Source organism: Pedobacter sp. AW31-3R (assembly GCF_052180285.1).
Classification (GTDB): Bacteria; Bacteroidota; Bacteroidia; order Sphingobacteriales; family Sphingobacteriaceae; genus Pedobacter.
Genome location: NZ_CP197475.1, coordinates 5,806,763 through 5,833,217, shown reverse-complemented (window position 1 = coordinate 5,833,217; position 26,455 = coordinate 5,806,763). Strand labels below are relative to the sequence as shown.

At 41.7% G+C, this 26,455-nt stretch carries 14 protein-coding genes; 10 read left to right on the top strand and 4 right to left on the bottom strand.

All coding sequences use genetic code 11. The annotated features are described in order from the left end of the window. The first annotated feature begins 23 nt into the window (after nt 1–23). From ACSBL2_RS23775 to ACSBL2_RS23755, 5 genes are all read left to right on the top strand, one after another. A complete protein-coding gene (locus ACSBL2_RS23775; protein ID WP_442589046.1) occupies nt 24–461 on the top strand; it encodes an RrF2 family transcriptional regulator in 438 nt (145 codons plus the stop codon). Between the two features lie 89 nt (nt 462–550). Then, nucleotides 551–1,342: a uroporphyrinogen-III C-methyltransferase gene (gene cobA / locus ACSBL2_RS23770; protein WP_442589045.1), complete on the top strand. Its 792-nt coding sequence runs from the start codon at nt 551–553 to the stop codon at nt 1,340–1,342. Nucleotides 1,343–1,648: 306 nt separating this feature from the next. Then, nucleotides 1,649–3,421: a tetratricopeptide repeat-containing sensor histidine kinase gene (locus tag ACSBL2_RS23765; protein ID WP_442589044.1), complete on the top strand. Its 1,773-nt coding sequence runs from the start codon at nt 1,649–1,651 to the stop codon at nt 3,419–3,421. A 61-nt stretch (nt 3,422–3,482) separates the two neighbouring features. Continuing rightward, on the top strand, nt 3,483–5,081 hold the full coding sequence (locus ACSBL2_RS23760; RefSeq protein ID WP_442589043.1) for a S8 family peptidase: 1,599 nt from the start codon (nt 3,483–3,485) through the stop codon (nt 5,079–5,081). A gap of 195 nt (nt 5,082–5,276) precedes the next feature. Beyond that, entirely contained in the window at nt 5,277–6,518 is a 1,242-nt protein-coding gene (locus tag ACSBL2_RS23755; protein ID WP_442589042.1) for a PAS domain-containing protein, read from the top strand. A gap of 18 nt (nt 6,519–6,536) precedes the next feature. On the opposite strand, the gene ACSBL2_RS23750 is transcribed toward ACSBL2_RS23755, so the two are convergent. Next, complete coding sequence (locus tag ACSBL2_RS23750; protein ID WP_442589041.1) at nt 6,537–9,047, bottom strand: NACHT domain-containing protein; 2,511 nt, start codon at nt 9,045–9,047, stop codon at nt 6,537–6,539. Nucleotides 9,048–9,406: 359 nt separating this feature from the next. Between ACSBL2_RS23750 and ACSBL2_RS23745 the strand changes: the two genes are divergently transcribed. From ACSBL2_RS23745 to ACSBL2_RS23735, 3 genes are read left to right on the top strand one after another with little or no spacing between them, the layout of a single operon-like run. Next, entirely contained in the window at nt 9,407–19,582 is a 10,176-nt protein-coding gene (locus ACSBL2_RS23745; RefSeq protein WP_442589040.1) for a putative Ig domain-containing protein, read from the top strand. Between the two features lie 27 nt (nt 19,583–19,609). Continuing rightward, on the top strand, nt 19,610–20,605 hold the full coding sequence (locus tag ACSBL2_RS23740; RefSeq protein ID WP_442589039.1) for a PorP/SprF family type IX secretion system membrane protein: 996 nt from the start codon (nt 19,610–19,612) through the stop codon (nt 20,603–20,605). 11 nt (nt 20,606–20,616) lie between these two features. Beyond that, nucleotides 20,617–22,638, top strand: a complete 2,022-nt coding sequence (locus ACSBL2_RS23735; protein WP_442589038.1) for an OmpA family protein — start codon at nt 20,617–20,619, stop codon at nt 22,636–22,638. A 78-nt stretch (nt 22,639–22,716) separates the two neighbouring features. Here the strand turns inward: ACSBL2_RS23735 and ACSBL2_RS23730 are convergent, their stop codons facing one another. Further along, nucleotides 22,717–23,073 carry a response regulator gene (locus ACSBL2_RS23730; protein WP_442589037.1) on the bottom strand — a complete coding sequence of 119 codons (357 nt, stop codon included), beginning with the start codon at nt 23,071–23,073 and terminating at the stop codon, nt 22,717–22,719. Nucleotides 23,074–23,160: 87 nt separating this feature from the next. Between ACSBL2_RS23730 and ACSBL2_RS23725 the strand changes: the two genes are divergently transcribed. Beyond that, nucleotides 23,161–23,352 carry a hypothetical protein gene (locus tag ACSBL2_RS23725; protein WP_442589036.1) on the top strand — a complete coding sequence of 64 codons (192 nt, stop codon included), beginning with the start codon at nt 23,161–23,163 and terminating at the stop codon, nt 23,350–23,352. A 377-nt stretch (nt 23,353–23,729) separates the two neighbouring features. Beyond that, nucleotides 23,730–24,233 carry a GAF domain-containing protein gene (locus ACSBL2_RS23720; RefSeq protein ID WP_442589035.1) on the top strand — a complete coding sequence of 168 codons (504 nt, stop codon included), beginning with the start codon at nt 23,730–23,732 and terminating at the stop codon, nt 24,231–24,233. Nucleotides 24,234–24,248: 15 nt separating this feature from the next. Here the strand turns inward: ACSBL2_RS23720 and ACSBL2_RS23715 are convergent, their stop codons facing one another. Together ACSBL2_RS23715 and ACSBL2_RS23710 are read right to left on the bottom strand one after the other, a co-directional pair. After that, the gene (locus ACSBL2_RS23715; protein WP_442589034.1) at nt 24,249–25,103 is read right to left on the bottom strand and encodes an N-acetylglucosamine kinase; all 855 of its coding nucleotides are present in this window, start codon (nt 25,101–25,103) and stop codon (nt 24,249–24,251) included. A 20-nt stretch (nt 25,104–25,123) separates the two neighbouring features. Further along, a complete protein-coding gene (locus tag ACSBL2_RS23710) occupies nt 25,124–26,437 on the bottom strand; it encodes a TolC family protein (RefSeq protein ID WP_442589033.1) in 1,314 nt (437 codons plus the stop codon). Nucleotides 26,438–26,455: the final 18 nt, after the last annotated feature.

Sequence of the window (26,455 nt, the reverse complement as noted above, 5' to 3'; positions counted from 1 at the left end):
TCTTTTCTTAGCTTTGCATTAATATGTTGTCTAAGAAAACGAAATATGCCATCAAGGCGCTGGTCGCTTTAGGTAAAAACATCGAAAATCCTCCTATGCAGATCAGTAAACTGGCAGAGCAGGAGATGATTCCACGTAAATTTCTTGAACAGATTTTACTGGATCTGAGGAATGCCGGTTATTTATACAGTAAGAAAGGTGCCGGGGGAGGTTACAGCCTGAATAAAAATGCTGCGGACATATACCTGGCTGATATCCTTCGTATTACTGACGGGCCTATTGCCATGGTACCCTGTGCGAGTATTAAATTTTACCGCAAATGTGATGAATGTCATGATGAAGTGACCTGTGGAATAAGAAAAACGTTCATTGATGTGAGGAATGCGACACTGGAAGTTTTGTCCAAGACCTCTGTGGCCGACGTTATTGCAAGGGAGAACAGCGGGGAACTGATGAGTTAGACAATTATTTTAAAATAAAGACTACTTTATCGATAGACTTTATTATATTTGTTCAATGCAAGTATGGTAAACCTTTAAATGAGTCGGTTATGATTTTAAATAAAATAAAAAACAGTGTCCTTGAACCTAAAATCACATTAGTAGGCGCTGGCCCTGGAGATCCTGATTTAATTAGTTTAAAGGGGGTAAAAGCATTGAACACTGCTGATGTGGTATTGTATGATGCACTGGTAAATGGTGCCTTGTTAAACCATGCGCCAGAAAATGCAATAAAGATATTTGTAGGTAAAAAATCTGATGATGAATCTTTTTCACAGGATGCGGTGAATAAACTGATGATTGACTATGCCCTGAATTATGGTCATGTTGTACGTCTCAAAAGTGGAGATCCTTTTGTTTTTGCACGCGGATTTGAAGAAGTGGATTTTGCTGAATCCTACAGTATTCAGACGGAAATTGTTCCTGGTATCTCCAGTGCGACAGGTGTACCGGGATTACAGAAAATACCCATGATTTATGGCGATTTAAGTGAGAGTTTCTGGGTTTTGACAGGGACAAATGCAAAGGGTGAATTGTCACCAGACCTATACGGTGCCGCTAAATCGAATGCAACGGTAGTAGTGATGATGGGAATAGAAAAAATTGCAGAAATAGCAGCCATTTTTCAGCAGGAAGGTAAACACCGTTTGCCAGTGGCAGTAATCGAAAATGGATCAACGGCAAATGAAAATATTATTGTTGGTATAGTGGATACTATAGGGGAGCTTATTGAAGATCACCATATTTCCTCTCCGGCATTGCTGGTATTTGGTGACGTGGTTTCTCTCCATCCTTCATTTTCACGCATCCGCGATTTCTACCATATACTATCTGAAGAATAGTTTATGATAGAAAAGAAATTAGCGATATTTATATTTAAAGCCAGGTAACAACCTGGCTTTTTGAATTTATAATTACATCAAAACTAGTATCTTTGGATTATCTACTTTTATAACCTGCTAGTCCATTATATGTTATTTAACAGAATTGTGTTCTTTTTTTTCCTGACACTTTATTGCTTTTTTGGATACGGTAGTCAGCATCAAAAAAATCCTGTTACAGACATTAATACACTTGAAACCCTCACCATCCGGTATCGTTACGATAAGCCGGACTCCGCTATTTTTTTTGCTAAAAGAGGTCTCAGTATGGCCAGATTGCACAATGATGAAAATGGCATTGCAAGAATGCTCCATCAGCTGGGAATGATTGATGATAATCTTGGAAAAGCGGATGAAGCGCGTCAGAAATATCTGGAGGCGCTGGAAATTTATAAACGACTGGACGATAAGAAGGGGATTGTTAAAGAAAACATTCGTCTTGGTGTCATAGAGAAAAGAAAAGGCAATTATGATAAAGCCAGTGCCTATTTCCTGCATTCCCTGAAAATAAGTGAAAAGAATAAGGACAATGCCGGCATCATGGAGTCTTATGTCACGATAGGGGAGGTGTATGCAAGTCAGGAACTCCACAGGACAGCAATTGCTTATTTCCTGAAAGCCGAAAAGATTAGCCGCACTCTGCCATTTTCCAGTATCAGGTTAAATATGTACAATGACCTTGGAATTTCCTATCGGGAGACCGGAAATTTTGCAGCAGCCATTAAATATTTTCAAAAAGGAATTGATCAAAGTAATATTCCACAAATGATGGGGCTGAATATTTCTATCCAGATCGGCTTGAGTAAAGTATATGACCAATCTGGCGATATTGAAAAAGCTATTGAACTTCAGAAATTGTCACTTTTAAAGTCGAGGAAAATAGATAATTTCATTAGGGAATACCAGTGTTTGGTGGCTCTGGCTGATAGTTATGCAAAAATTGATATCAAAATATCCTTTAAATATCTGGAAGAAGCCTTATCACTTGCAACTGTGCATAAAACCAACAAACAGGTTCTTGAAGTATTGGACCGGATGTCTGCCATCCACTTCGGTTTAAAAGATTACAAGTCGGCTTATGAGACAAAAAATAAACAATACAATCTGGCCGATAGCTTTTATTTCAAAGATATCTCAGGAAAAATAGCGGACCTACAGGCGCAATATGAACTCAATAAATCTCAGGTGCGTGTTCAGGAACTTAAGTTTATCAACAGTAAACAGATACTGGAACAAAAAATCATGTTATTTATCCTTGCCGGAAGTATCACTTTATTGTTGGTTCTGGGCTTTAATTTTTTCAAAATACGTGATTTAAACAGACAGCTGGAGAAGTCAAACACTGCGCTTACCTCTTCCAATACGGTAAAGGATAAACTTTTTTCTGTTCTTGCCCACGACCTGAGGGCTCCTCTCGCTTCGGGGATAAAAATATTGGATATGATCAGGGAAGGGTGGTTAACAGAAGAAGAGAAATCAGCCATGCTGTCAAAATTATCTGCCCAGAATATTGCTTCCATGGAAACCCTTAATTTGCTCCTTCGCTGGGGGCAGATGCAAATTAATGGGGTACTGATCAATCAGGTAATCCTGCATCCAGTGGAAACAATAAGGAGGAATGTATCCCTTCTTGCTGCAGCTGCTGAGCAGAAGTCCATTGTGATCAAACACGATGTTTCGGAAGATCTTACTGTCTTTTCTGATGCGGATCACCTGGATTTCATTATCCGCAACCTGTTGTCGAATGCTATAAAATTTACTGCTGAAGGAGGCCGGATCTATATTTCTGCCCAAAAGGATCTGTTAGATGCTGAAGTGCTCTTCCTGGTAAAGGATAATGGAATTGGCATCGCTCCAGAGCGTATTTCTACACTTTTCAGCACGGATAGTGTAAGCACTAATGGGACAAACAATGAAAAGGGAACTAATCTTGGATTGGTCGTTTGTAAAGAATTCATCTTGGCCAATAATGGAATGATATGGGTGGAAAGTATCCAGGGCAAAGGATCTGAGTTCTTTTTTAAACTGAAATATAAATAGATGCAACAGTGTAATGAATTCTCTTTATTTTCGTTCCCAAATTAAACTAATAAAAATAAATATGACTACAGTAAACAATAAGGTGATGTTACGTGGGTTACTTAGTGTAACCTTTGTGGCAGCCCTTGGATTTAATTCATCAGCACAAGAAAAAAACTGGCAAAACCTTGATCTAAAAACTGACTCTACCTTTGGTGTAAGTACTGAAAAGGCTTATAAGGAATTATTGAAAGGTAAAAAATCAAAACAAGTTCTTGTTGGTGTTTTAGACGGTGGTGTGGATACAAAACATGAAGATCTGAGCCGCATTATTTGGGTGAATAAGAAAGAAATTGCGGGTAATGGTAAAGACGATGACAAAAACGGATATATCGATGATGTGAATGGATGGAATTTCTTAGGCTCTGCCAAAGGATCAGTGGAGCAGGAAACATTAGAACTGACACGTATCATCCGCAGGGACAAAGCAAAATTCCAGGGGCTGACAGCAGAAACTGTCCAACCAGCGGATAGTGCTGCCTTCAAAGTATACCAGTCTGCACTTGCTGAATATGATGAGAAAACTGCTGAAGCGAAAACCGTAGTTCAGAATATCAATGGGTTTAAGCAGGTTTTGGATGGTATTGTCACCAAGATTGGTAAGGAAAATCCAACAGCTGCTGATTTCCAGGCTTTCAAAGCTGAAGCCGGTCCGGAGTCACAATTGAAAAATATGATGGCAAGTCAACTTCAGAATACTACTTTTAAAGAATTCTATGACAGCCAGATTGTTAAAGGGCTGGATCATTATAATGACCAGTTGAAATATAACCTGAACCTGGATTTTGATCCTAGACCGGAGTTGGTTGGTGACAACTATGCTGACAGCAATGAGCGGAACTATGGCGTAAATGATGTAAAAGGCCCTGATGCAAGTCATGGTACCCACGTTTCTGGTATTATTGCTGCAGACCGTACCAATGCGATCGGTATCATGGGCGTTGCAGACAATGTAAGGATCATGGGCGTCCGTGCCGTGCCTAATGGTGATGAGCGTGACAAAGACGTTGCTAACTCTATCCGTTATGCTGTTGCAAATGGTGTTAAGGTCATCAATATGAGTTTCGGTAAAGGATATTCATGGGATAAAAAATCTGTAGATGATGCTGTTAAATATGCCATGTCTAAAGATGTGCTGATTGTTCAGGCCGCAGGAAATGACAATAAAAACCTTGATATCAACAAGAGCTTCCCTGACCGCAGGTATGAAGGTGGTGGTATCGCAGATGCCTATCTTGTTGTTGGTGCTTCAGGCCCTAAAGATGACAATACTTTAAAAGCCAACTTTTCGAACTATGGAAAAACTACAGTAGATGTGTTTGCTCCGGGAGTTCAGATTTATTCAACTACGCCAGAGTCTAAATATGAAGCCTTTAATGGTACAAGTATGGCTGCTCCTGTTGTTGCAGGTATTGCTGCTCTAATCAGAGAATACTACCCAAAACTTTCTGCACTGAAAGTAAAGGAAATCATTATGAAATCTGTAGTGAAAGTGAATCATAATGTTAATCTTGAAGGTGAGGATGGTACTTCAACTTCAGTTCCCTTCTCAGATTTGTGTATTACAGGAGGTGTTGTAAATGCTTATGATGCCCTAAAACTTGCTGCAACTTACAAGTAGGCAAAATATTTCTTTGTAATTTTAATAATACAGCCCTTCCTCAAAAGAAGGGTTGTTTTGTTTTAAGTTTTTTGTAATATTACGGTATACAAGCACAGACTCACTGATCTTTTAAGAATGACAATTTCTGACTATTTATTTCAGGTTTCTCCTGTCCCGATGTGGGTTTATGATACTAAAACGTTTAACTTCATAATGACCAATGCCGCCGCTGTAAAGAATTATGGTTACACGCCGGAAGAGTTTGCACTGATTAACCTGCTAGATATCCAACCCATGCCTGTTACAGAAGGGGCAGATATCAAACACATCAAGAAAAATGGTGAGGTGATTTATGTTAATGTGGAGAGCAGTCCTATCGTTTTTAATGATCAGCAGGCAATCCTTGTGATATCTCTTGATATTACAAGAGAAGTCACCGAGCGGATTAATAATGCTGCTAAGATGAAGCTGACTGTAGAAAAGTTTAATATTATTTCCAAGGCAACAAGTGACGCCATATGGGACTGGAACCTGATTACAGATAAAATTGTATGGAATAAAGGGATCAATGGTATTTTTGGGTATAAACATCTGCCGGAAAATACAACAAGTGGTGAATGGTGGACGACACAAATTCACCAGGAGGACCGTGAGCGGGTAATGGGCAATTTGCATATACATATCAGGGATAAGATCGCCAGATGGAAAGATGAATACAGGTTCAGGTGTGCAGATGGATCGTATAAATATGTGCTAGACAGAGGGTTTATGGTCTTTGATGATGCAGGGGTATCTGTCCGGATCATTGGTAGCATGCAGGATATTTCTCAACGTAAGCAGGAAGAAGAATGGTCAAGGTTACTGGAATCGGTTGTTATCAATGCAACAGATGCCGTATTGATCTGCACTGGAAATATTGAAGGTAGCGGGCAGACTATTATTTATGTCAATGAGGCGTATACCAAGATGTCCGGCTATAGCAAATATGAATTGATAGGATCGTCTCCGCGAATATCACAAGGACCCGAAACAGACATCCTTGAAATAAAGAAGTTGAAAAGTGCTATAGAGAATAAAATGCCCTGCCAGATAGAAGTGATCAACTATACCAAGCAGGGTAAAGAATATTGGGTAAGCCAAAGCCATGCCCCGATAGCGGATGCAAATGGGGTGGTGACCCATTGGATCTCGATCCAGCGTGATATTTCACAGAATAAAAAATATGTAACTGAAATAGAAGAGCAGAATAAGATATTCAAGGAAATTGCCTGGATACAGTCACATTCTGTCCGTGCACCATTAGCAAGGGTAATGGGCTTGGTCGATCTGCTGAAGAATTTTGTGCCGGGAGATGAAACGGACGAACTTTTAACGCACCTGGCAAGTTCCGCAAAGGAATTGGATTCCATTATCATCAATATCGCAGATAAAACTCCTAAAAGTCGGTTTAGGTAATCACCGGCCCATTACACTTTAGAACAGGCTTCCTGAAATCTGACGTTCATCCAGTAGCAGTATTTTTTCATATCTGTACTCATTTACCATATGCTGATCATTGATGATTTCAGCGATATTGATCAGTAGATTATAGCAGGCTATGGCATCAAATATCATTTCATTTCTTTTAAATAGTTCCAGGCACTCTTTTGCATGCTCTGCGGCCTGCTCGAACTTCCTGAGATGTAGTAATTCTTTTGTTTGGTGCATCATTAATATGGCTTCCTGATATTTCGTGAAATTAGGGTTGTTGAGATCTGAAATATCGTTGTACAACTGCTCAATCTGAGGAGCCCTTTTCGAGGGACTCCGTTTGGACTCAGATATCCCGTATATACTGAGCAGAAAAACCACAAATGTATTGTTCTTACAGAAAAGATCAGGTCTGAATTCTGCAAAAGCTTCAATAATAGTAATATTACCCTCGTAATCGCTGGTGAAGAAGTTAGCAAAGAGGATAAGGATAAAGGAGATCCCCTGTTTGGTATCCATGGGAACATTTGCATTTATTCCGAAGGGATTCTCCCCACTCTTAAAAGCATCAATCTGCATCAGTAACCTGTTGTATCCAACTGATGTCGCATTTAGTCTTTTATGTATAATATGAAGGGCATCCAATGGATTTGCGGTCCATTCCCCAATATTGAGCGTGTTTAAATTGTCAATTCTTTTCTTTACTTCAGCTTTATCTATAGATAGTACATCAATAATTCCTAATAATGCATTGTAAATACTGAGATGCTCATCTTTGTTGGCAATATCAATAAGGGTACCTATCGCTTCCCTGTAGCAGGAGTCAATAAAATCAAAATTACTGAGTTCGGCAATGACGAGATCATGAAAATTATGGTCATCTACAGCAAGAGCCAAACCTGGATTATATTTGGATCTGTATTTAATTTCTTCAGCAATAAACAGGATCAGGTAATTGATTTCGTAGTTATTCAGCTTGAGGCTGAAAATTGATTTTAATGTTTCAAAATTGCCGGTTTTAATTAAAAACCTGATCGTCCATTGCAGCAATTGAAAACGGACATGGTTGCTGTCGTATTGTGTATTGATATATTCAAAAAATGAAGCATTTACCTGGAGGTGGAATTTCTCCAGTATTTCCACAAACAGGAAATACTCGAACATATGGGTATGCAGGAAACGGACATATTCCGTAGGATGTTCATTTTCATAACGTTTCTCTTCAATCAGAATTCCATCTGCCAGTAATTCCATATAGGCATTTTTAAATGCTGAAAGTTCCTGTATCAAACTGTTTTTGGGTACAACATTAGTTTTGTTCCCATAGGAGGTGAGCTGGATGACTTTCTTAAGGAAGAGGATTTTTTCTGTATAATAGTTTGAACGGTAGATCTTTTCCTGAATATATCTGGAAACCAGTTCGTAGAAGGTAATATTGGAATAGTAATTAAAATTAGGATCCTCTTCTTTAAGCTGGTAGAATAAATGGATATGGAAAGGGAATCTCAATTGTGATTTTAACTTCGGATTGAATTTCCTGTCATTCAGATTATTGATTTTCGAGATAATCAGTTCCACTTCTTTTTCTGAAAGGGGCGGGACATTGGAAAGGTCCTGCAAGTTGAAATAATGTCCGGCGTACCAGGCCGATTTAAGGAAAATGGAATGGCGGATACGTTCATAAAACCTGACCCAGGTTGTAGATCGCATGCTCAGTATCAACCTGATATTCTTATACCCCTCCAGGGAACAGATCAGGTTGATGATGCTGTCAAACAACTGATTCTTTTGTTCCTTCTTTAAAAGGAGTTCTGCCAGACCATCCAGGATAATAATAAACTTTCCACCCTGTTTTGTCTGGTGTTTATTAATGTATGCTAAAGTATTTTCATCGGAATCAATTTCCAGTTGACTTTTAAGTTGATCTTCCAGATTCAGGTTAAGTTGTTCAAGGTTGAAAAAATTATATGCCTTCACAAAAAAGACGGTCGATGTCTGATATTGGGCATTGGGAGCCAGAAACAACTTTTCTGTTAAATGGGCTAACAATGTAGTCTTTCCATAACCAGGTTGGGAAATCAAACTGGTAAAAACGTAATCTCCCTGGTAGAAATCATCAAAATCATGTTCCGCAAATCTTCTCCCGATGGTCATCTCATAGGGAAGCCCTGAACGGTTCCTGATCGTCTTCAGCGTAAAGTTTGTTATTTTTTCTACTTTATCCTTAACACTCTGCCATCCGCTGGTTTTGGACTCGCGTTCAGGAAGCATACTTTGTTTAATACTTCCCTCATCTACATATTCTGCAATAGTAGTTAATGTAAAATTTGAAAACTTATGTTTTACAACTGCAAAGCCAAATAATCTCTTTATTGTTGTTTCACTTACGTTTTTATTTAATTGCCTACTAATCTCTATGGAGATCCTTTTACAATCTGCCGGAGTTATAAATTTAATACCACTTTTTAATAGTATCAAATGCCTAAGATCATTCAGACGGTCGTTGTATTCCATTAGGTTTATATTTAGTAGGTATCAGTTCAATAAGTAAATCAAGATTCAATATAACACATCTACGTTATAAATGAACGAAATGGTTTTAAATAAATGCTGTAACAATTTTAATTACAAAATTAATATCCTGGTTTTTAGCCCGTATAGGCCTAAGAGTAGTAAGGACTGAACAAATCAGGGTAAAAATGAACATAATGAATAGCGTGTTCGATTTCCTTGCTGAAATTAATGAATGATTTGAATGACCGAAGGGGTGGCTTCTATACTTAAAATTGCCGTAGATATTTAAGTTAACCTCTAAAGCTCCACGTATGAATCGGACTTCTACGCCTCGAATGCTGAAAAACATTCTTTTTAAGATGATCTGTGTAATAGCTATAACGCTATTATATAATGTATCGTATGCTCAAATCAAAAATTATGCAATAGGTACACCAACAACAGGTACCGTATCTTACTCGGGTTCGGGTACGGGAACTGATATGGCAAACCCATCAAATGCAGGTTCCGTAACCGCAGCCGGAAACGCCGCAGTAAATCCCCCCACGAACAGTGCTGCATTGAAGGCAAATTATTTTAACCTTCTTGGTTTAATCAAGGCGGAAGGTGAGGCCTGGATCCAGCTCAAGTATGCCACTACTGTCGCCGCGAGTAAAACAACATATATCAGGTTCGACGATCCGACAACTTCAGGGATTAGTCTGGACCTCCTTGATATTGTTGGCGACTTGACTGGCCTGTTAAGTAAAAACCTCGTGGTGGTTGATGCCTATACCGGAGCCGTAAGTGGTGGCAGTAATGGAACTAAAATATCTGATGCAAATGTTACGACGACTATAGTAAAGAATGCTGCTGGGCAGAACTTCTTCGCTGTAAAGTCATCCGTTCCCTATAATTCCGTGAGGGTAAGGCTCAGGTTCAGAGGAAACCTGCTCGGACTGGCTCTTGGGGCCAGTATAAATATGAATGTCTATACACCATATCACATGGATACTGATGATTGTGGCACTTCAATATTTACAAATGTGGGTGATGCCGGACTAAATGTTTCCCTCACGGACCTTGTTCTCAACCCCCAAAATGCCATTGACGGAAATTTAGCAACCTTTTCCCAACTTCAGCCTGGAGTAGTCAGTTTAGCCTCTGCTACTTCACAAACTATATATTTTAATGGCCAGTCTTCCACAGGAGATGTGGCTAAAATTGTTTTATCTCAAAGCGGAACGATCTTAAATCTGAATGTTTTAAAAACAATAACCATACAGGCATATAATGGGAATACACTGGTAGGTACAGCACAAAGTGCATCAAATCTGCTCAATCTTGAATTGCTCACTTCTTTATCCAACAATAGGTTTGCTGTATTTTATAGTCCCCCCGGAATATTCGACAGGATAAAGGTTACGGTAGACAATACTTTAAATGTCGGGGGCAATATTTTAGCCGGCGGATTGAATATCCATGAGGTGCAGCGTACCGTTGCCAAGCCATTGTTTGCAGGCACGGTCGGAGGTACCCTCAATCTATGCGGTGGCAGTGGACTTACGCTTTCGCCGCAAAATGCCAATGCAGGTTATACCTATAACTATTATAAAAAAGTAACAGGTGCTGCGGGGCAACCTGTACTGGTACAAGGGGCGACGACTTCTCCCTATACCGAGACAGGATTGGCTGCCGGATCTTATACCTATTATATAACGGCACAAAAAACGGGCTGTATAGCCGAGTCAGATCTTGACAGTATTATCGTTACTGTTAGACCAGTGTTGCTGCTTTCCACTTCAACACTGGTAAATGCGACAGTAGGCTCCGTATATTCACAGCAAATTATAGCAGCTACTGGCGGAACTCCAACATATACCTATGCACTGGCTGCAGGAAGCACACTTCCGGCCGGACTGACGATTTCAGCGGCAGGTCTGATTACAGGAACACCTACAGTTTCCTCAGCTACTCCGTTAACTTTTAGCATTACGGCTACGGATGCTGCGAATTGTAAAGTAACCACAGCATATACATTAAGGGTAAATCCTAAACTTACTTTACCGGTAACTGTATTACCTATAGGTACAGTAGGTACGGTTTATCCTCCAACAAATCTTCCTCAGGTAACGGGAGGAACTACACCTTATACCTATGCTGCCACCAATTTACCTGATGGACTTACGCTTAATCCTTCCACCGGACAGATTACCGGGACACCAACAGTTAAAGGAACCACTACCTTCCCGGTAACGGTAACTGATGCAGATATGAATACAGTGGTGACTAATTTTACCATCATTGTCAGGGATCCCCTTATACTGGCCTCAGGTACACTCGCGGAAGGAACTACAAATACGGTTTATGGGCCGCAGACCATTCCGGCAGCTACAGGAGGGAGTGGTATATATACGTATACAGCAGCCAACCTGCCACCGGGATTGACATTTAATGCGGCAACCCAGCAGATCACAGGAACACCAACGCTGGCTGGCCCCTATACGATCACAGTAAATGTATCAGATAATGAAGGGCGTAATGCTTCTGCAACCTATACTATAGCTATTATTGATCCCTTAATGTTGGCTCCTAAAGCTTTGCCTGATGGTATTGTCGGTGTAACCTATCCTCCACAAACTATTCCTGCCGCTACCGGTGGTACTCCAGGATATACGTATACTGCAACGAACCTGCCTCCGGGACTGTCATTCACACCAGGTACGAGAGTGATATCGGGGACACCCACGCAATCAGGCACATTTACTGTACAGGTAAAGGTAACCGATAGTCAGAACAGAACAATAACTGTTCCTTACACGATCAGGGTAACAGGTACACTAAATCTTCCTGCCGCTACCTTACCGACAGGTACAGTAGGTACAGGTTATCCTGCTACAACTTTACCGGCAGTAATAGGGGGAACAGCTCCTTATACTTATGCTCTTGCGAACCTGCCGGCAGGACTAAGCTTTAATCCTGCCACGAGGGTCATTACAGGAACTCCTGAACTGGGTGGTGTTTTCACCATTACCATGAGTGTTTCTGATAGTGGCGGATCGAGCACAAGTACAGACTATACACTTAATATTAATGTGGCTCCTCCGGTAATTGCAGGAATCACTGTTTGTAGCGGAAGTCCGGCAACACTTGCCGTATCCACTGCGATCACAGGTGTTAGCTACCGTTTCTATCCGGCCACAGGAAATACAGTCCTTGCCACGGGTTCGTCATACACGGTGAGTCCAACAGAAACTACTACTTATTATGTAGAGGCATTTTCTGGTACGGCAAAAAGTACACGTGTTGCGGTTACAGTTACGGTAAATCCATTACCGGTTCTGCCGATAGTGACAACAACAAACATTAACATCAGCAGTGGGCAAAGGACAACCTTACAGGCTACTGCCATGGGCGGTGCAATCATTAAATGGTATGCTACGGCAACCAGTACTAGTGCTTTAGCTACAGGTACAACATATACTACAGATGAACTTACAGCAAATACCACCTACTATGTAGGAACAGAAAGTGCTGCTGGTTGTACAAGTGCAAGCCGGGTACCTGTTCTGGTGACTGTAGTGAACGGTACACCAAATCCTAATTGTAATGCCGCGACCTCGCAGGAAAGCGGTATTGCCAATTCCCTTTTGTGTATCAATTGTAACGTTTCTAATCCGTTGTTCTCTGTAGATGCCAATCCGGCAAACTTCACCCAGATTACCTTGAGTGTGGGCGTTGCAGCAGCAGGTTATCAGCGCTTAATCTTCCAGCGTGAAGGTGTTGCAACTGACAGCATTCGTCTTGATCTGGAAATCCCTACCGGCCTTTTGGATTTGACTGTCCTCGGTGGTGTTACGGTCAATGTAATGAGAAATAATGTGGTGGTAAAAGCTTATACTTTAAGTTCCCCACTCATCGGTCTGAGACTGCTTTCGGGCAACCGTTTCGAGGCAACCGTTTCCGCAGGAGGAGTGTATGACAGAGTCGAAGTAAGATTCAGCCCTTTGGTATCCGCATTGACGAGTCTGCGTATTTATGGTGCTGAAGTAATTTTCCCCAATCCAACAGTGGCTGCCGGAAACCAGACCATCTGTTCGGGAACTACTGCAAGCTTAAGCGCGACTCCACTTGGAGGTACGACATTAACCTGGTATAGTGCGGCAACAGGTGGAAACATTTTAGCCAATGGAAATACCTACACTACCCCAGAATTAACGGCTACCACAACTTATTATATTGAAGTAAGCAAAAACGGATGTGCCAATCCCACACGTGTTCCGGTGACAGTAACGGTAACACCGTTGATAACTACACCTGTCCTTGCTGCTGTTTCTCCTGTGTGTTCAGGGTCCACAGCAGTACTTTCCATAAGTACTCCGCAAACAGGGATCACCTATAATTGGTATGATGCAGCAGTAGGGGGCAACCTGGTATTTACAGGCCCTGTATATACGATCACCGGTATTACAGCCAATGCCACCTATTATGTAGAAGGCGTAAATGGTACATGTATTTCGCCTGCAAGGGCAGTAGCAAATGTGACTGTTAATCCATTACCTTTGGTTCCTCAGATCCAGGCATCGGTAACGACGGTGAATCAGGGCCAATCGGTAAGCCTGACGGCAACATCCGCATCTGCTGATGTTACTTTCAGATGGTACAATGCAGCAAATGCAACTACTCCTGTATTTACAGGTGCTACTTATATCACGCCTCCATTAACAGCAACAACTACGTATTATGTAGAAGCCGTATTTAATAGTACAGGATGTGCTTCTGCTTCAAGAGTTCAGCAAACCATTACAGTAAACGGAGATGGAACACCCATACCTGTTTTATGTGAAACACCCCTGAGTCAGACCAATGGGGCTACAGGTACGGTTCTTGTTCTGGCAAGGGTAGTGAATCCTGGCCTTGCGATTGATGGCGATCAGCTTACAGGGTCAACACTGACTATTCCAGTTGGCCTGGCTGCATCTGTCTTCCAGAAAGTTAATTTCAGTGGTTTATCCAATGAAGGTGATACCTTACGTATCCGTATCAGTCGGAATGCACAGTTATTATCAGCTGCTATTCTGGGCAGTATTACAGTAACTACCTACAAGGGATCAACGAGTAACAGTGATGCCACCGTCATCAATAATCCGCTGATTAACCTTCAATTATTAAGTGGTGGTACAAGCGCGGTATTGACCTTTGTTCCCACTAAACAGTTTGACGGTGTGGAATTAAGGTTGAATTCAGGGTTGCTGGGGGCTTTAACCGCGGTGAACTTTGATTATGCACGCAGAATCATTAAGGCACCTACTGTTGCTGCGGCTTCAGTAGCAGCTTGTTTAAATGCAACGGCTACCTTAACCGTAACCAATCCCGAGACTGGAATAATATATAAGTGGTATGATGCTGATAACAACTATTTGGGTAACGATGGGGCTACCTTCGTCACTCCTGTAATTACTGCGGATACCAGATTTTTTGTAGAAGCCTCAAGAGGTACCTGCGGAGGGTCAAGAACAGCAGTGGATGTGACCCTTATCCCTGCACCACAAACTCCTGACTTGATTTCGGCAACGGAGACATGTGCTGGCTCTAATCTGATACTGGAAGTACAAAATCCACAGTCAGATGTGACCTACCAATGGTATAGTGGTGGAATGCTTATCCCTGGAGCTACTGGTCCAACATACAGTATTAGTAACATAACGACAGGAGCAGTTTATGCTGTGGAAGCGATTAACAGTTGCGGTACTAAATCTGACCAGGCAAGTATTACGGTTACTGTAGGTTCATTGGCAGCTCCAGTGATTACGCCTGCTTCAGTGATAATAACCAGTGGCGGACAAACAGTGCTCACTGCAACTTCATCCACTTCAGATTTAACATTTGAATGGTACCTGGTAGATCCTGCCAGCAATCCGGGCGCATCAGCTCTTCCTTCTACAGATGGAATACTCTTGACCCCTGTATTAACACAAACGACTACCTTTTATGTAATTGCAAAAGGAAATGCGCCGGGAAGTTGTACCTCGGCGACAGCATCAGTAACGGTTACCGTTAACCCGATACCAACAACACCTGGTGAAGTGCCATGTGAAAATGCGGTTTCACAGACCGTAGATAGAGGAGGGCTCCTGTTCTTACTTGCTGGGGTATCTAATCCCGGACTGGCAGTTGACAATTTGACGTCTACAAGTTCATCATTGTTTATTCCTCTGGGAGTAGGAACTTTTGTATCCCAAAAAGCAGCCTTTAATGGCCCTTCGAAATTGGGCGATAAAGTTAAAGTAGGTTTGTCATCTTCTGCCGGTTTACTTTCATTGGCTGTTGCACCAAGTATAACGGTGGCTACTTATAATGGAGGAGTGAAGGGTGCGGAGATGGTAATTAATAACCCGCTTATTAGTTTACAACTGTTAAATGGTGGGCAGACTGCCACTGTAGAATTTACACCAACAACCTTATTCGATGCCGTAGAAGTTAGAATTAACTCTGGTCTTGTGAGTGCCTTTACTTCTGTTAACTTCAATTATGCACAAAGAATTATTACTGCTCCGGCTGTAGCAAGTGCGAATGTAACTACCTGTGAGGGAACCTCAGCTACTCTTGCAGTTGTTGATCCGGCAACAGGCGTAACCTACAATTGGTACAGGGATGCAGATCTGGTTGGTACTGGCAATACCTATGAAACCCTGGCGAACTTACCTGGGGGAACCTATAATTACGCTGTTTCCGCACTTCGTAATGGTTGCGAAAGCCCAAAAACACCAGTAACAGTAGTGGTTACTCCTTTGGCACCAACACCTATTGCCAGTACAGGAAATCCTGTCTCAACATGTCTGAATACACCTGTTCAACTTCGCGTTGAGGAGGTGGCAGGGGTAACTTATAACTGGTATGATGCTGCTACTGCAGGAAACCTGCTTGCTGCCAATACCAGCCAATATACTACTCCGGCAAATCTGGGTATAGGTATTACAACCTTCTATGTAGAGGCAACAAATGCAAGTGCATGTGTAACGGCTGGAAACAGAACGCCAATTTCTATTGCAGTCAATCCACCTGCAATAGCAAATGATATCAATGTAACCGGTGCAGACCTCTCCTTCTGTGCGGGAGCACCGGTAAGTCTGACAGCTACCAGTACTACTGTTACCAATCCGGTATTTACCTGGTATACAGATGCTGCACTGTCTAATCCAGTATTTACAGGAGCCACCTTTGCGATTACGTCGATATCGGCAACAACTACTTATTATGTTACCGTAAGAGGAGATAACAAATGTGAAAATAATGCGGGGACAGCCAAAGCAGTGGTGTTAACGGTTAATCCGCCGGCACTGGCATCAGATTTCACTGTTACAGGTGTAACTGATAACCTTTGTGCCGGTTCGCCAGTCATATTAACTGCAAGTACGACCACGGTTACCAACCCGGTATTTACCTGGTATACTGATGCGACATTAACAACTGCTGTATTTACAGGGCCAGTATATTCAATTCTTTCAGTTCCTGCTTCTATCAATTACTATGTCACTGTAGAGGGAACTAATAGATGTCCGAATACACCTGCAAATGCGAAAGTTGTCGTAGTAACGGTTAACCCAACCGGTACATCAGGGGATTTTGCCGTAAACGGTAATGGAGCGTCGATCTGCGCAGGGACAACGGCAAGTTTAGTTGCAAGCAGCACAACGGTTACCAACCCAATATTTACCTGGTATAGTGATGCAGCCTTAACCACCCCTGTATTTACAGGAGCAACGTATAGCCCAACACTGACAGTAACCACCACTTACTATGTAACCGTAAGCGGAGACAATGTATGTGAGAGTCTGTCAGCAGATGCAAAAGTTGTCGTGGTAACGGTTAACCCAACCGGTACATCAGGAGACTTTACCGTAACCGGTAATGGAACGCCTATCTGCGCAGGGACAACGGCAAGTTTAGTTGCAAGCAGCACAACGGTTACCAACCCAATATTTACCTGGTACAGTGATGCAGCCTTAACCACCCCTGTATTTACGGGAGCAACTTATAGCCCAACACTGACAGCAAGCACCACTTACTATGTAACTGTAAGCGGAGACAATGTATGTGAGAGTCTGCCAGCAGATGCGAAAGTTGTCGTGGTAACGGTTAACCCAACCGGTACATCAGGAGATTTTGCCGTAACCGGTAATGGAACGCCGATCTGCGCAGGGACAACGGCAAGTTTAGTTGCAAGCAGCACAACGGTTACCAACCCAATATTTACCTGGTACAGTGATGCAGCCTTGACCACCCCTGTATTTACAGGAGCAACTTATAGTCCAACACCAACTGTTACGACTACTTATTATGTAACCGTAAGCGGAGACAATGTATGTGAGAGTCTGCCAGCAGATGCGAAAGTTGTCGTGGTAACGGTTAACCCGACCGGTACATCAGGGGACTTTGCCGTAACCGGTAATGGAACGCCGATCTGTGCAGGGACAACGGCAAGTTTAGTTGCAAGCAGCACAACGGTTACCAACCCAATATTTACCTGGTACAGTGATGCAGCCTTAACTATCCCTGTATTTACGGGAGCAACTTACAGCCCAACACTGACAGCAACCACCACTTACTATGTAACCGTAAGCGGAGACAATGTATGTGAGAGTCTGCCAGCAGATGCAAAAGTTGTCGTGGTAACTGTAAAACCAGCAGCGGTAGCTACAGATCTCACCCTGAATGGTAATCCAACAAGTGTATGTGCAGGTACAGCAGTCGCTTTAACAGCGAGCAGTACAACTGTAACCAATCCAGTATTCACCTGGTACACCGATGCAGCTTTGACCAATGCCGTATTTACCGGAGCGGTCTACAGCCCATCACCAACCGTTACGACTACTTATTATGTAACAGTAAGTGGTGATAACAAATGTGAGAATGCACCGGGTACAGCAAAAACAATAACAGTAATAATTAAACCAGCAGCAGTAGCAACGGATATCACTATTAGTGGTATCCCTGCTAACATCTGTGCAGGTACAGCATTCACCTTAACAGCCAGTACAACTACAGTAAACGATCCGGTATTTACCTGGTATACTGATGCCGCACTGACCAACGCTGTACACACCGGAGCGATCTTCAACGTCCTTGGACTCAATGCAAATACGATCTATTATGTAACTGTAGAGGGCAGTAACAAATGTGAAAACCTATCAGGAACAGCATTTGTGGTTACATTAGCTGTAAACCCTACAATTGTCTTCAATGGAGGAACGTTAACTGATGGCGTAACTTCCGGCAACTATTCTGTTCAGATCAATCCTGCAACTGGTGGTTCACCTGCTTTCACTTATGGTGTAGCATCAGGAAGCACATTACCTGCAGGGCTTACACTTTCCCCTACGGGTGTATTATCGGGCAGGCCAACGATGCCTGGAGATTATACCTTCTCTATCATTGCTGTAGACAGTAAAGGTTGTACAGCCGTAGCAATATTTACTTTAAACGTCACTACAATTACCATGACGTTGCCACCTGCGACATTGCCAGACGGAATGGTAGGCTCAATATACGCGCCTCAAACGCTGCCTGCTGTCATCGGGGGAACGTCACCATTCACGTATACTGCGACTGGAGTACCTCCGGGACTGTCATTTAACCCTATCACAAGGGAACTGACCGGAACTCCGACACTTGGCGGAACATTTACGATAACTGTAACCGTAACTGATGCTAATGGACTGACAGCAACGCAGGACTATACCATTGCCATCAGGGTTCCTGCACCACAGCTTGCCGGATTGGAAAGTTGTAATGGCAGCAGTGCCAATCTAACAGTAACCAGTCCAGTCAATGGCGTAACCTATAACTGGTATGCGAATGCTACAGGTGGAAGTATATTGCATACAGGTACATCCTTCCTTACCCCGGTTCTTACTGCCACTACCACTTATTATGTAGAAGGCGAATCAGGGTCTGCGAAAAGTAGCAGAACTGCAGTAACAGTTACGATTATCTCTGTTCTTTCCTCACCGTTGGTTTCAGTAGAAACGGCAACCAATTCCAGTATCCTCTTTACCTGGACTACTGTAAGAGGGGCAGCAGGATATGAAATCTCGGTCGACAACGGCAGCACATGGGCAACAGCTTCTTCCGGAGCAAATGGAAATACCCATTTAATTTCCGGCCTTCAAAAAGATGCTTCTGTTACCTTATTGGTAAGGGCAATTGGAACAATTGCTTGTCAGACAAGTGCTTCTGGGTCGGTAACCGGTATAGCCACAGACGGTAAACCACCGGTATCCCTGGAAATCTATATCCCTAATACCTTCACACCTAATGGTGATGGAAGAAATGACATCTTCTATGTATATGGTGCTGCAATTGCAAAAGTGAAAATGCGCATCTATAACCAATGGGGACAATTCCTGTTTGAGTCACAACAGGTACAGAATGGATGGGATGGAACATGGAGAGGACAGATGCAGCCAAATGGGGTGTATGTATACTACATCGATCTTGAACTGACAGACGGTACAAAAACAATGAGAAAAGGAACCATAACCCTATTACGTTAAGATCCATTAACCTGAATTATGAATATCATGAAGAAACTATCAAAAATTATCTGCTTGGGATTGTTGGGCATTACAGCTGCGATCAGGGTTAATGCACAGATCGATCCGCACTTTTCTCAATATTATGCCAATCCGCTATGGCTTAACCCGGGATTGACGGGAGTAGTGGATGGCGATTACAGGGTTTCCATCAATGCGAAGCAACAATGGAGTTCCTTATCGAATGCTTACTTAACTGCGGGTGCCTCCTTTGATATGGCACCCACAAAAAATCTGGCCTTTGGGGGAATGATCCTTAACCAGAATGCAGGAGATATCAGCTATAACTATTTAAATGCCCTGGCTTCGGCGGCCTACCGGATCCGCTTTGGCAGAGCGGGATTGAATATGGTGAACTTCGGGATTCAGGCGGGTATCCTGAATAAGAGTTTTGATCCCTCAAAAATCACCCTTGGAAATCAATATAACCCGGTTACAGGGTATGACCCTTCCCTGCCATTTAATGAGTCCTTTAGTTCTACAAATACACTGGTGCCGGATGTAAATGCCGGTGTGATGTATTTTGATGGCGATGCGGATAAAACAGTAAATGTTTTTGCAGGAGTGAGTGGCGCACACCTTACACGTCCGGTAGACAAATTTATTGGCAATAATGTAAGGATCCCTATCCGGTTTACGGGGCATGGGGGAGCACGCATAAAAGTATCTGATGCTTTTGATATTACCCCGAATGGATTATATATGAAACAGGGAAATGCAAGGGAAATATCTGCGGGAGCATATGCTAAATATTACATCAATCCTGAATCCGATATCCTTTTCGGATCAAACTACAGGTTCGATGATGCTGCTATTGCTTTCTTTGGAATGCACATCAAAAATGTGGTATTCGGGCTGAGTTATGATTTTAATACCTCAAACCTAAACCGTGCCACAGGCAGCAGAGGAGGATTGGAATTGTCACTTTCCTTTACGAGCCGTAAAGGTATTTCAGGACCCAACTTCTTTTGTCCACGTCTATAATCTTACCCAGTATGAAACTATTTAAAATATTGTTCTCCACATTCTCAATGCTCCTCCTGGGTTTAACCTGCGTTACAGTGAGTGCGCAGTCTTTAACCAATAACAAAAGAATTGCAGATGTATACTTCCAGAATAAAGAGTATTATGCTGCGGCGGAATATTATAAAAAAGCATTGAATCTTAAACCCGATAGCTCAGGGATTATCGTTCCCTATGCCTCAGAAAATAAGGTGAAAGAAGAAAGTCCCAAACGTGCGGATTATGAATACTGTGTCTACCAGCTGGCTTCCTCTTTAAGGTTGTACAATGACTTTAAAGGGGCTGAAGAATGGTACGCCGTAGCGAAAAACTTCAGGGATGCCAAATATATACTCGGCAGCTTTTATTATGGGGAAAGCCTGCGCTCTAACCAAAAATTTTCTGAAGCACTGGTTGCTTTTAATGAGTTTCTAAAGAAGTATCCCAGTAAGGATGATTTTTCAGCAAGAGCAAAACTGGAGATTGCTTCCTGCAATTTTGCTATTTATGAAATGCGTTACCCCCGTCTTTACAAGTTCAGTAAACTGATGAATCAGATTAACGATAAAGGTTCCAATTATACCCCCCTTCTTTCCAATGAGAATTTTTATTTCACCTCTTCCAGACCTGTTTCTGTAGGAAATAAAACGATTGTGCTGGATGATGAAAAATCAAATACGAAAGTGTCACATAAGGAAACCCCTTTCTTAAACGCGATCTATGAGGCCTCAGGAAACCCGAACGAGGCAGCAACCGTAGTAAAACGGTTAGGTACTGTGGAGAAGGGTAGGGAATATGCTGCCCCTGCATTCCATCCCAATGGACAATTAATGTTTCTGACCAGCTGGACAAATAAGGGAACCCGCAAAATCTATCTCGTAAATATTGGAACGGGGAATGGCAAAACCTGGTCTGCGCCCAAAGAACTTGGACCTGAGGTAAATGTAAACGGCTTTAATGCGATGCAGCCTTTTGTCACGAAGGATGGTAAATACCTGATTTTTTCGTCAGACAGGCCCGGAGGATTTGGGAAATATGATCTCTGGTATTGTTCGTTAAGGGATGACGGTACGCTGGGCCAGGCCGTAAATATGGGTAATACGATTAATACAGATGAAGATGAACAGGCTCCTTATTACAATTACGTTTCGAAAAAGCTGTTGTATAGCAGTAATGGGAAAGTAGGGATGGGCGGACTTGATTTTTATGAAAGTGAAGGGAATTTTACCAGCTGGACGGAACCCCGGAACCTTGGATATCCTTTCAACTCTTCAAAAGACGACGTTTATTTTACCCCTCTTGATGATGAGGACGCGGAAGGTTATATCAGTTCCGACAGGGAGTCGGTATGCTGCCTGGAAATATTCCATGTAAAAAAAGAATATATCACTATACAGGGAACCTTATTTAATTGTAAGACCAAACTTCCCCTGGAAGGTGCATTGGTCACATTGTCAGATTCTACGCAGAAGATGCGCATGACCACAGGTGCCGATGGGAAATACAGATTTAAGATCAACTCTAACAGGGAGGTTAAACTCAGCGGTGAAAAGGAAAACTTCTTTAAAAAGGTGTTGACCTATAGTTATGATGACCTTGCCAAAATGGATACGCTGATGAACACTGAATTTTGTCTTACACCATTCAAAATCGGAATCCCTATTGTGCTGAAGGATGTATTGTATGAATTTAACAGTGCGGAACTTACCGAAACTTCAAGAGCAATCATAGATCAGCTGTATCTGATTATGCAAGATAATGAGACTATGGAGATTGAATTGAGTGCACATACTGATAATATAGGTTCTGCAGCATATAACCTCGATTTGTCAGACAGAAGGGCAAAGTCATGTGTAGATTACCTTATTGCTAAAGGAATTTCTGCAGGCAGGATGAGAAGTAAAGGCTATGGACTTAGTATGCCGGTAGCACCGAACCAGCATAAGGACGGATCTGACAATCCGGAAGGACGTCAGCTGAACAGAAGAACAGAATTTAAAGTCACTAGAAAATAACACCCAATCATAGCAGAACAGGGCGTTTTTAAACGTCCTGTTCCATTTTTAAATAAGAAATCAATTTTGTAGCTATTGTCAGAGGAGACTGTCAATCTTCTCCAGCATGGCAGACATTTCGAAAGGCTTTTTTAGGTAACCATCAGAAGTATGGTGTTCCCTCATGATATAGTCCTCAGAAAAACCTCCTGAAGTGAGGATCACCGGAAGATGAGCAGTATTCTCTCTCGTTCTTATCTCCTTAAAAATAGCCCTTCCATCCATACCATCAAGCTTAATATCCATTAGAATAAGGTCAGGTTTAAATTCTTCAATAATTCTGAATATTGGCCTTCCATTCATTAAAGGGAAAACTTTATGATTATTTGATTCTAAAATTAGTTGGACGACCTCCAGTAGATCGGGATCGTCTTCAACAACAAGTATTCTGCCCATAGATTAAAAATCATTCCTTAACAACTTTAATGCCATGAAGCTGTTTAAAGAATTTATACTTTTACCGCCAGAAAAGAACCTTCTTATATGGAAATTAAACAAAAAATCGAAGCGATAGCTAATACATTACTTCCCAGCTTTATACCTAAGGATAAAGAGCAGAAGGAATTATATTTTCATTTTACCCTGCCTCCCAATTCAAGTTACAAAGTTTTTTTCAGGAAAGATGCGAAAGGTATCTGGCAGTTCATAGGTTTCGAAGAAGCGGGCCAGGAATGACCTGAAAAATGAATGATTATTTATATGGACATCAATTATCTGTTCGTATTGATGTCCGTCAAATATGTCTTTTTTGATCCTGAAACAAATATTTGACAAAAAATTGATTATCCCTGGAAGATGTAAAAAATCACACAATAACGGGGTTTTATTATAGCTAGAGTATGGATGTTTATGTAGGCACGATAAAAACTTAGAACCTCATGAAGTAAAAGGACGTTTAAACTGATTTTACTAAAACAATTTATTGGGAAAAATGAGTTAATGGCCTCCTGTATACTCTATTATGGTGTTGGATTTAATTTTGAATGTTTAAAAAAGGTATAGTAATTGCATCATTATGAGAAGTTAAACAAAACAATAAAAACAAATTAATTTTGGAGAATACATTTGGAAAGAACATCATTCCACAAAATGAGGAAGAGCGTTTAGAGAACCTGAAAAAATACAAAATCCTATATACCCAGTCAGATCCTATCTTAGATCAGCTGGCTGCGGGTGCCGCAACGAGTTTCGGCGCTCCATTGGCCATGATCAATTTCGTTGATAAAGACAATGTGTGGATGAAGGCAAATAATGATGACGATATAGATGGAGGTGCTGAACGCGGATCGAGTTTATGCTCATTGGCTATCCTTAAGGATCGGGTAACAGTCTTTGAAGATTTTTTGACAGATCCTTTGCTGTTATCGAATCCTCTTTTTGCGGGGGAACATGGTTTCCGCTTTTATGCGGCAGCACCCATTAAAACCAGTGAGGGTTTCAATATTGGTGTGGTCTGTATTCTAGATACAAAACCTAGGAAATTTACAGACGGAGAGCAAAAACAACTGGAATGTATTGCAGAAACAGTACGGATTGAAATAGAAAAAAGAATATAAGAGAGAAGGTATAACCTATACGGTTATACCTTCTCTCTTTAAAATATAATTGAAAATCCCTTCGATAGGTTTCTGAAGGATTTTTCCAACATGTATCCCATTCTTCTCACAAGTTTGTCTTAGGATGTCTTCGTAGTAAAAAGCGATGGATCCTACAAAGTGACAGTTCAGTTCCTGGTAATCCTGGAAACTCTTGAGATTGGTATCTATAAAATATTGAAAGCCATCCATCAGGGTGCTGATGATAAAAGGATGTTCCCTGTGTTTATACATGAATCTGCTGAACCCTGCCAGATAAGTATTTGGGAAGGGTTTCTGGTATACATTGGTAATAATGGTTTCCCTGTCGGCATTGAATTCAGCAGCAAACTGTACCCTCAATTCTTCCGGCATCTGGTTGTACAGATAGCTGGTGATCATCTTTCTTCCGAAATACGTTCCGGCTCCTTCATCACCCAGGATATAACCAAGTCCGTAATTACTCTCAGATACCGTCATGCCATCAAAATAGGAAACATTGGATCCGGTGCCCAGAATAGAAATGAGACCCTTTTTATCTCCGCAGGTGGCATAAGCAGATCCCATGAGATCATCATCTACACTAATGTATGCATTGGTGAAAAACAAGGATAGGCCATTGGAGATCACTTCATGTTTATCTGGTGATGAACAGCCTGCACCATAGAAATAAATTTCTTTTACAGTGGCTGCAACGTCTTCCAGCTCTTTCATTTTTGAAAAAATTTTGAAGATGTCCTGTGCATTTAAAAAATACGGATTGATGCCCTGAGTACTAAAACTTATATTCTTTTCAGGGGAGTATCCCATCCAATCGGTTTTAGTGGATCCGCTATCTGCTACTAATATCATAATTATCAAAAGTAATCATCTTATTGAATATTTAAAGTACCACTGATCTCTTTGAGGCTGATTTCAGTCAGTTTTGCCTGGTATTCTGCATCCAGAAATCTGATGATGGCATTAATGGAGTTTCTTTGCGCTTCCCTTAATTCCAGGGGACTTATATTTCCGAGCCTGTATTTATCAAATGTGATATCAAGATTCTGTTTGGCCAGTTCTACATTGCCGGTTTCTACTTTGAGCAAATCCAGGTTGGTCGTATAATTATTGTAGGTTGAAAGTAAGAGCGCAGTGACATCCTGACTGGTTTTTTCAAGATTCAATTCTGAAGAGCTGATCTGAACTTTTGCATTTCTTTCGTTTTGCCTTTGTAAAAAACCATTAAAGACATTGATACTCGCCGTTAGCCCATAGGTAAATCCGTCGGCCCTGAATTTCTGGTTAAATCCTGTAGGGCTGGTACTTTTGGAATGGTTTAATCCGCCGGTAACACCAATGACAGGGTAACGCTGTCCCTTTACCTGTTTTAACGTTAGCTCAGCAATTTTTTTATTGATAAAAGCATTTTGTAGATCGGGGTTTAACTGCGTTGTTTGCACCCGAAGATCAGCCAACTTCAGATGAGCATCAATGCTCATCTTCTCCTTTACTGTGAATGTGGAATTGAGATCACGTGCCATTACCTGGTTCAGGGTGACCATAGCTGTTTGTAATAGGTTTTTTTGCTGCAGATATAAAGTGGTGTCAGTATTGTAATCTACTTTTGCTGTGAGCACGTCCAGCTTGGAGCCCCTGCCAATCTGAAGTTTATTTTCAGCAATCGTTACCCTTAGTTTTGAAATAATCAGGGCACTGTCAGTCGCATGTACCAGTTGCTGCAGTCTTGCTACGGCAAAGTAAGAAGAGACTGTAGCAGAGACTGTGCTCAATATGGTTGCTTTAGCTGTCACTTCGCCCTGTTTTTGCAGTTCCTTCAGCCGATCATAGTTGGCAAACATCTGGAAACCATCAAAGATAGTCCAGTTCAGTGCTACACCGTATCCAAAATTGGTACTGCGTACGCCATTTGCCCTTCTTTCATCTCCCGTAGCAGGTGTTTGAATCGTATTTTGTATGCTCCCGCCATTATCAAAAGTACCCCCTATGTTTGGAAGCATTCCGGCATTACCTATGTTTACATTATTTTTTGCAATTTGTACATCATTACTCACCAGTTTAATGTCGTAGTTATTTTGAAGTGCCATAGTAATGGCCTGCTCCAGACTGAGTGTATCCTGTCCCATTACGAACTGCGTGCCCGTAAAAAGGAAAGCTAAGGAGCAGATGAAATTTTTGATATTCATGCGGTTCTGATTAAGCAG

Coding starts and splice junctions, on each gene's coding strand:
- ACSBL2_RS23775 (WP_442589046.1), top strand. CDS start 24: ATGTTGTCTAAGAAAACGAAATATGCCATCAAGGCGCTGGTCGCTTTA.
- ACSBL2_RS23760 (WP_442589043.1), top strand. CDS start 3,483: ATGACTACAGTAAACAATAAGGTGATGTTACGTGGGTTACTTAGTGTA.
- cobA (WP_442589045.1), top strand. CDS start 551: ATGATTTTAAATAAAATAAAAAACAGTGTCCTTGAACCTAAAATCACA.
- ACSBL2_RS23755 (WP_442589042.1), top strand. CDS start 5,277: ATGACCAATGCCGCCGCTGTAAAGAATTATGGTTACACGCCGGAAGAG.
- ACSBL2_RS23715 (WP_442589034.1), bottom strand. CDS start 25,103: ATGATATTAGTAGCAGATAGCGGATCCACTAAAACCGATTGGATGGGA.
- ACSBL2_RS23740 (WP_442589039.1), top strand. CDS start 19,610: ATGAAGAAACTATCAAAAATTATCTGCTTGGGATTGTTGGGCATTACA.
- ACSBL2_RS23735 (WP_442589038.1), top strand. CDS start 20,617: ATGAAACTATTTAAAATATTGTTCTCCACATTCTCAATGCTCCTCCTG.
- ACSBL2_RS23725 (WP_442589036.1), top strand. CDS start 23,161: ATGGAAATTAAACAAAAAATCGAAGCGATAGCTAATACATTACTTCCC.
- ACSBL2_RS23765 (WP_442589044.1), top strand. CDS start 1,649: ATGGCCAGATTGCACAATGATGAAAATGGCATTGCAAGAATGCTCCAT.
- ACSBL2_RS23730 (WP_442589037.1), bottom strand. CDS start 23,073: ATGGGCAGAATACTTGTTGTTGAAGACGATCCCGATCTACTGGAGGTC.
- ACSBL2_RS23745 (WP_442589040.1), top strand. CDS start 9,407: ATGATCTGTGTAATAGCTATAACGCTATTATATAATGTATCGTATGCT.
- ACSBL2_RS23710 (WP_442589033.1), bottom strand. CDS start 26,437: ATGAATATCAAAAATTTCATCTGCTCCTTAGCTTTCCTTTTTACGGGC.
- ACSBL2_RS23750 (WP_442589041.1), bottom strand. CDS start 9,047: ATGGAATACAACGACCGTCTGAATGATCTTAGGCATTTGATACTATTA.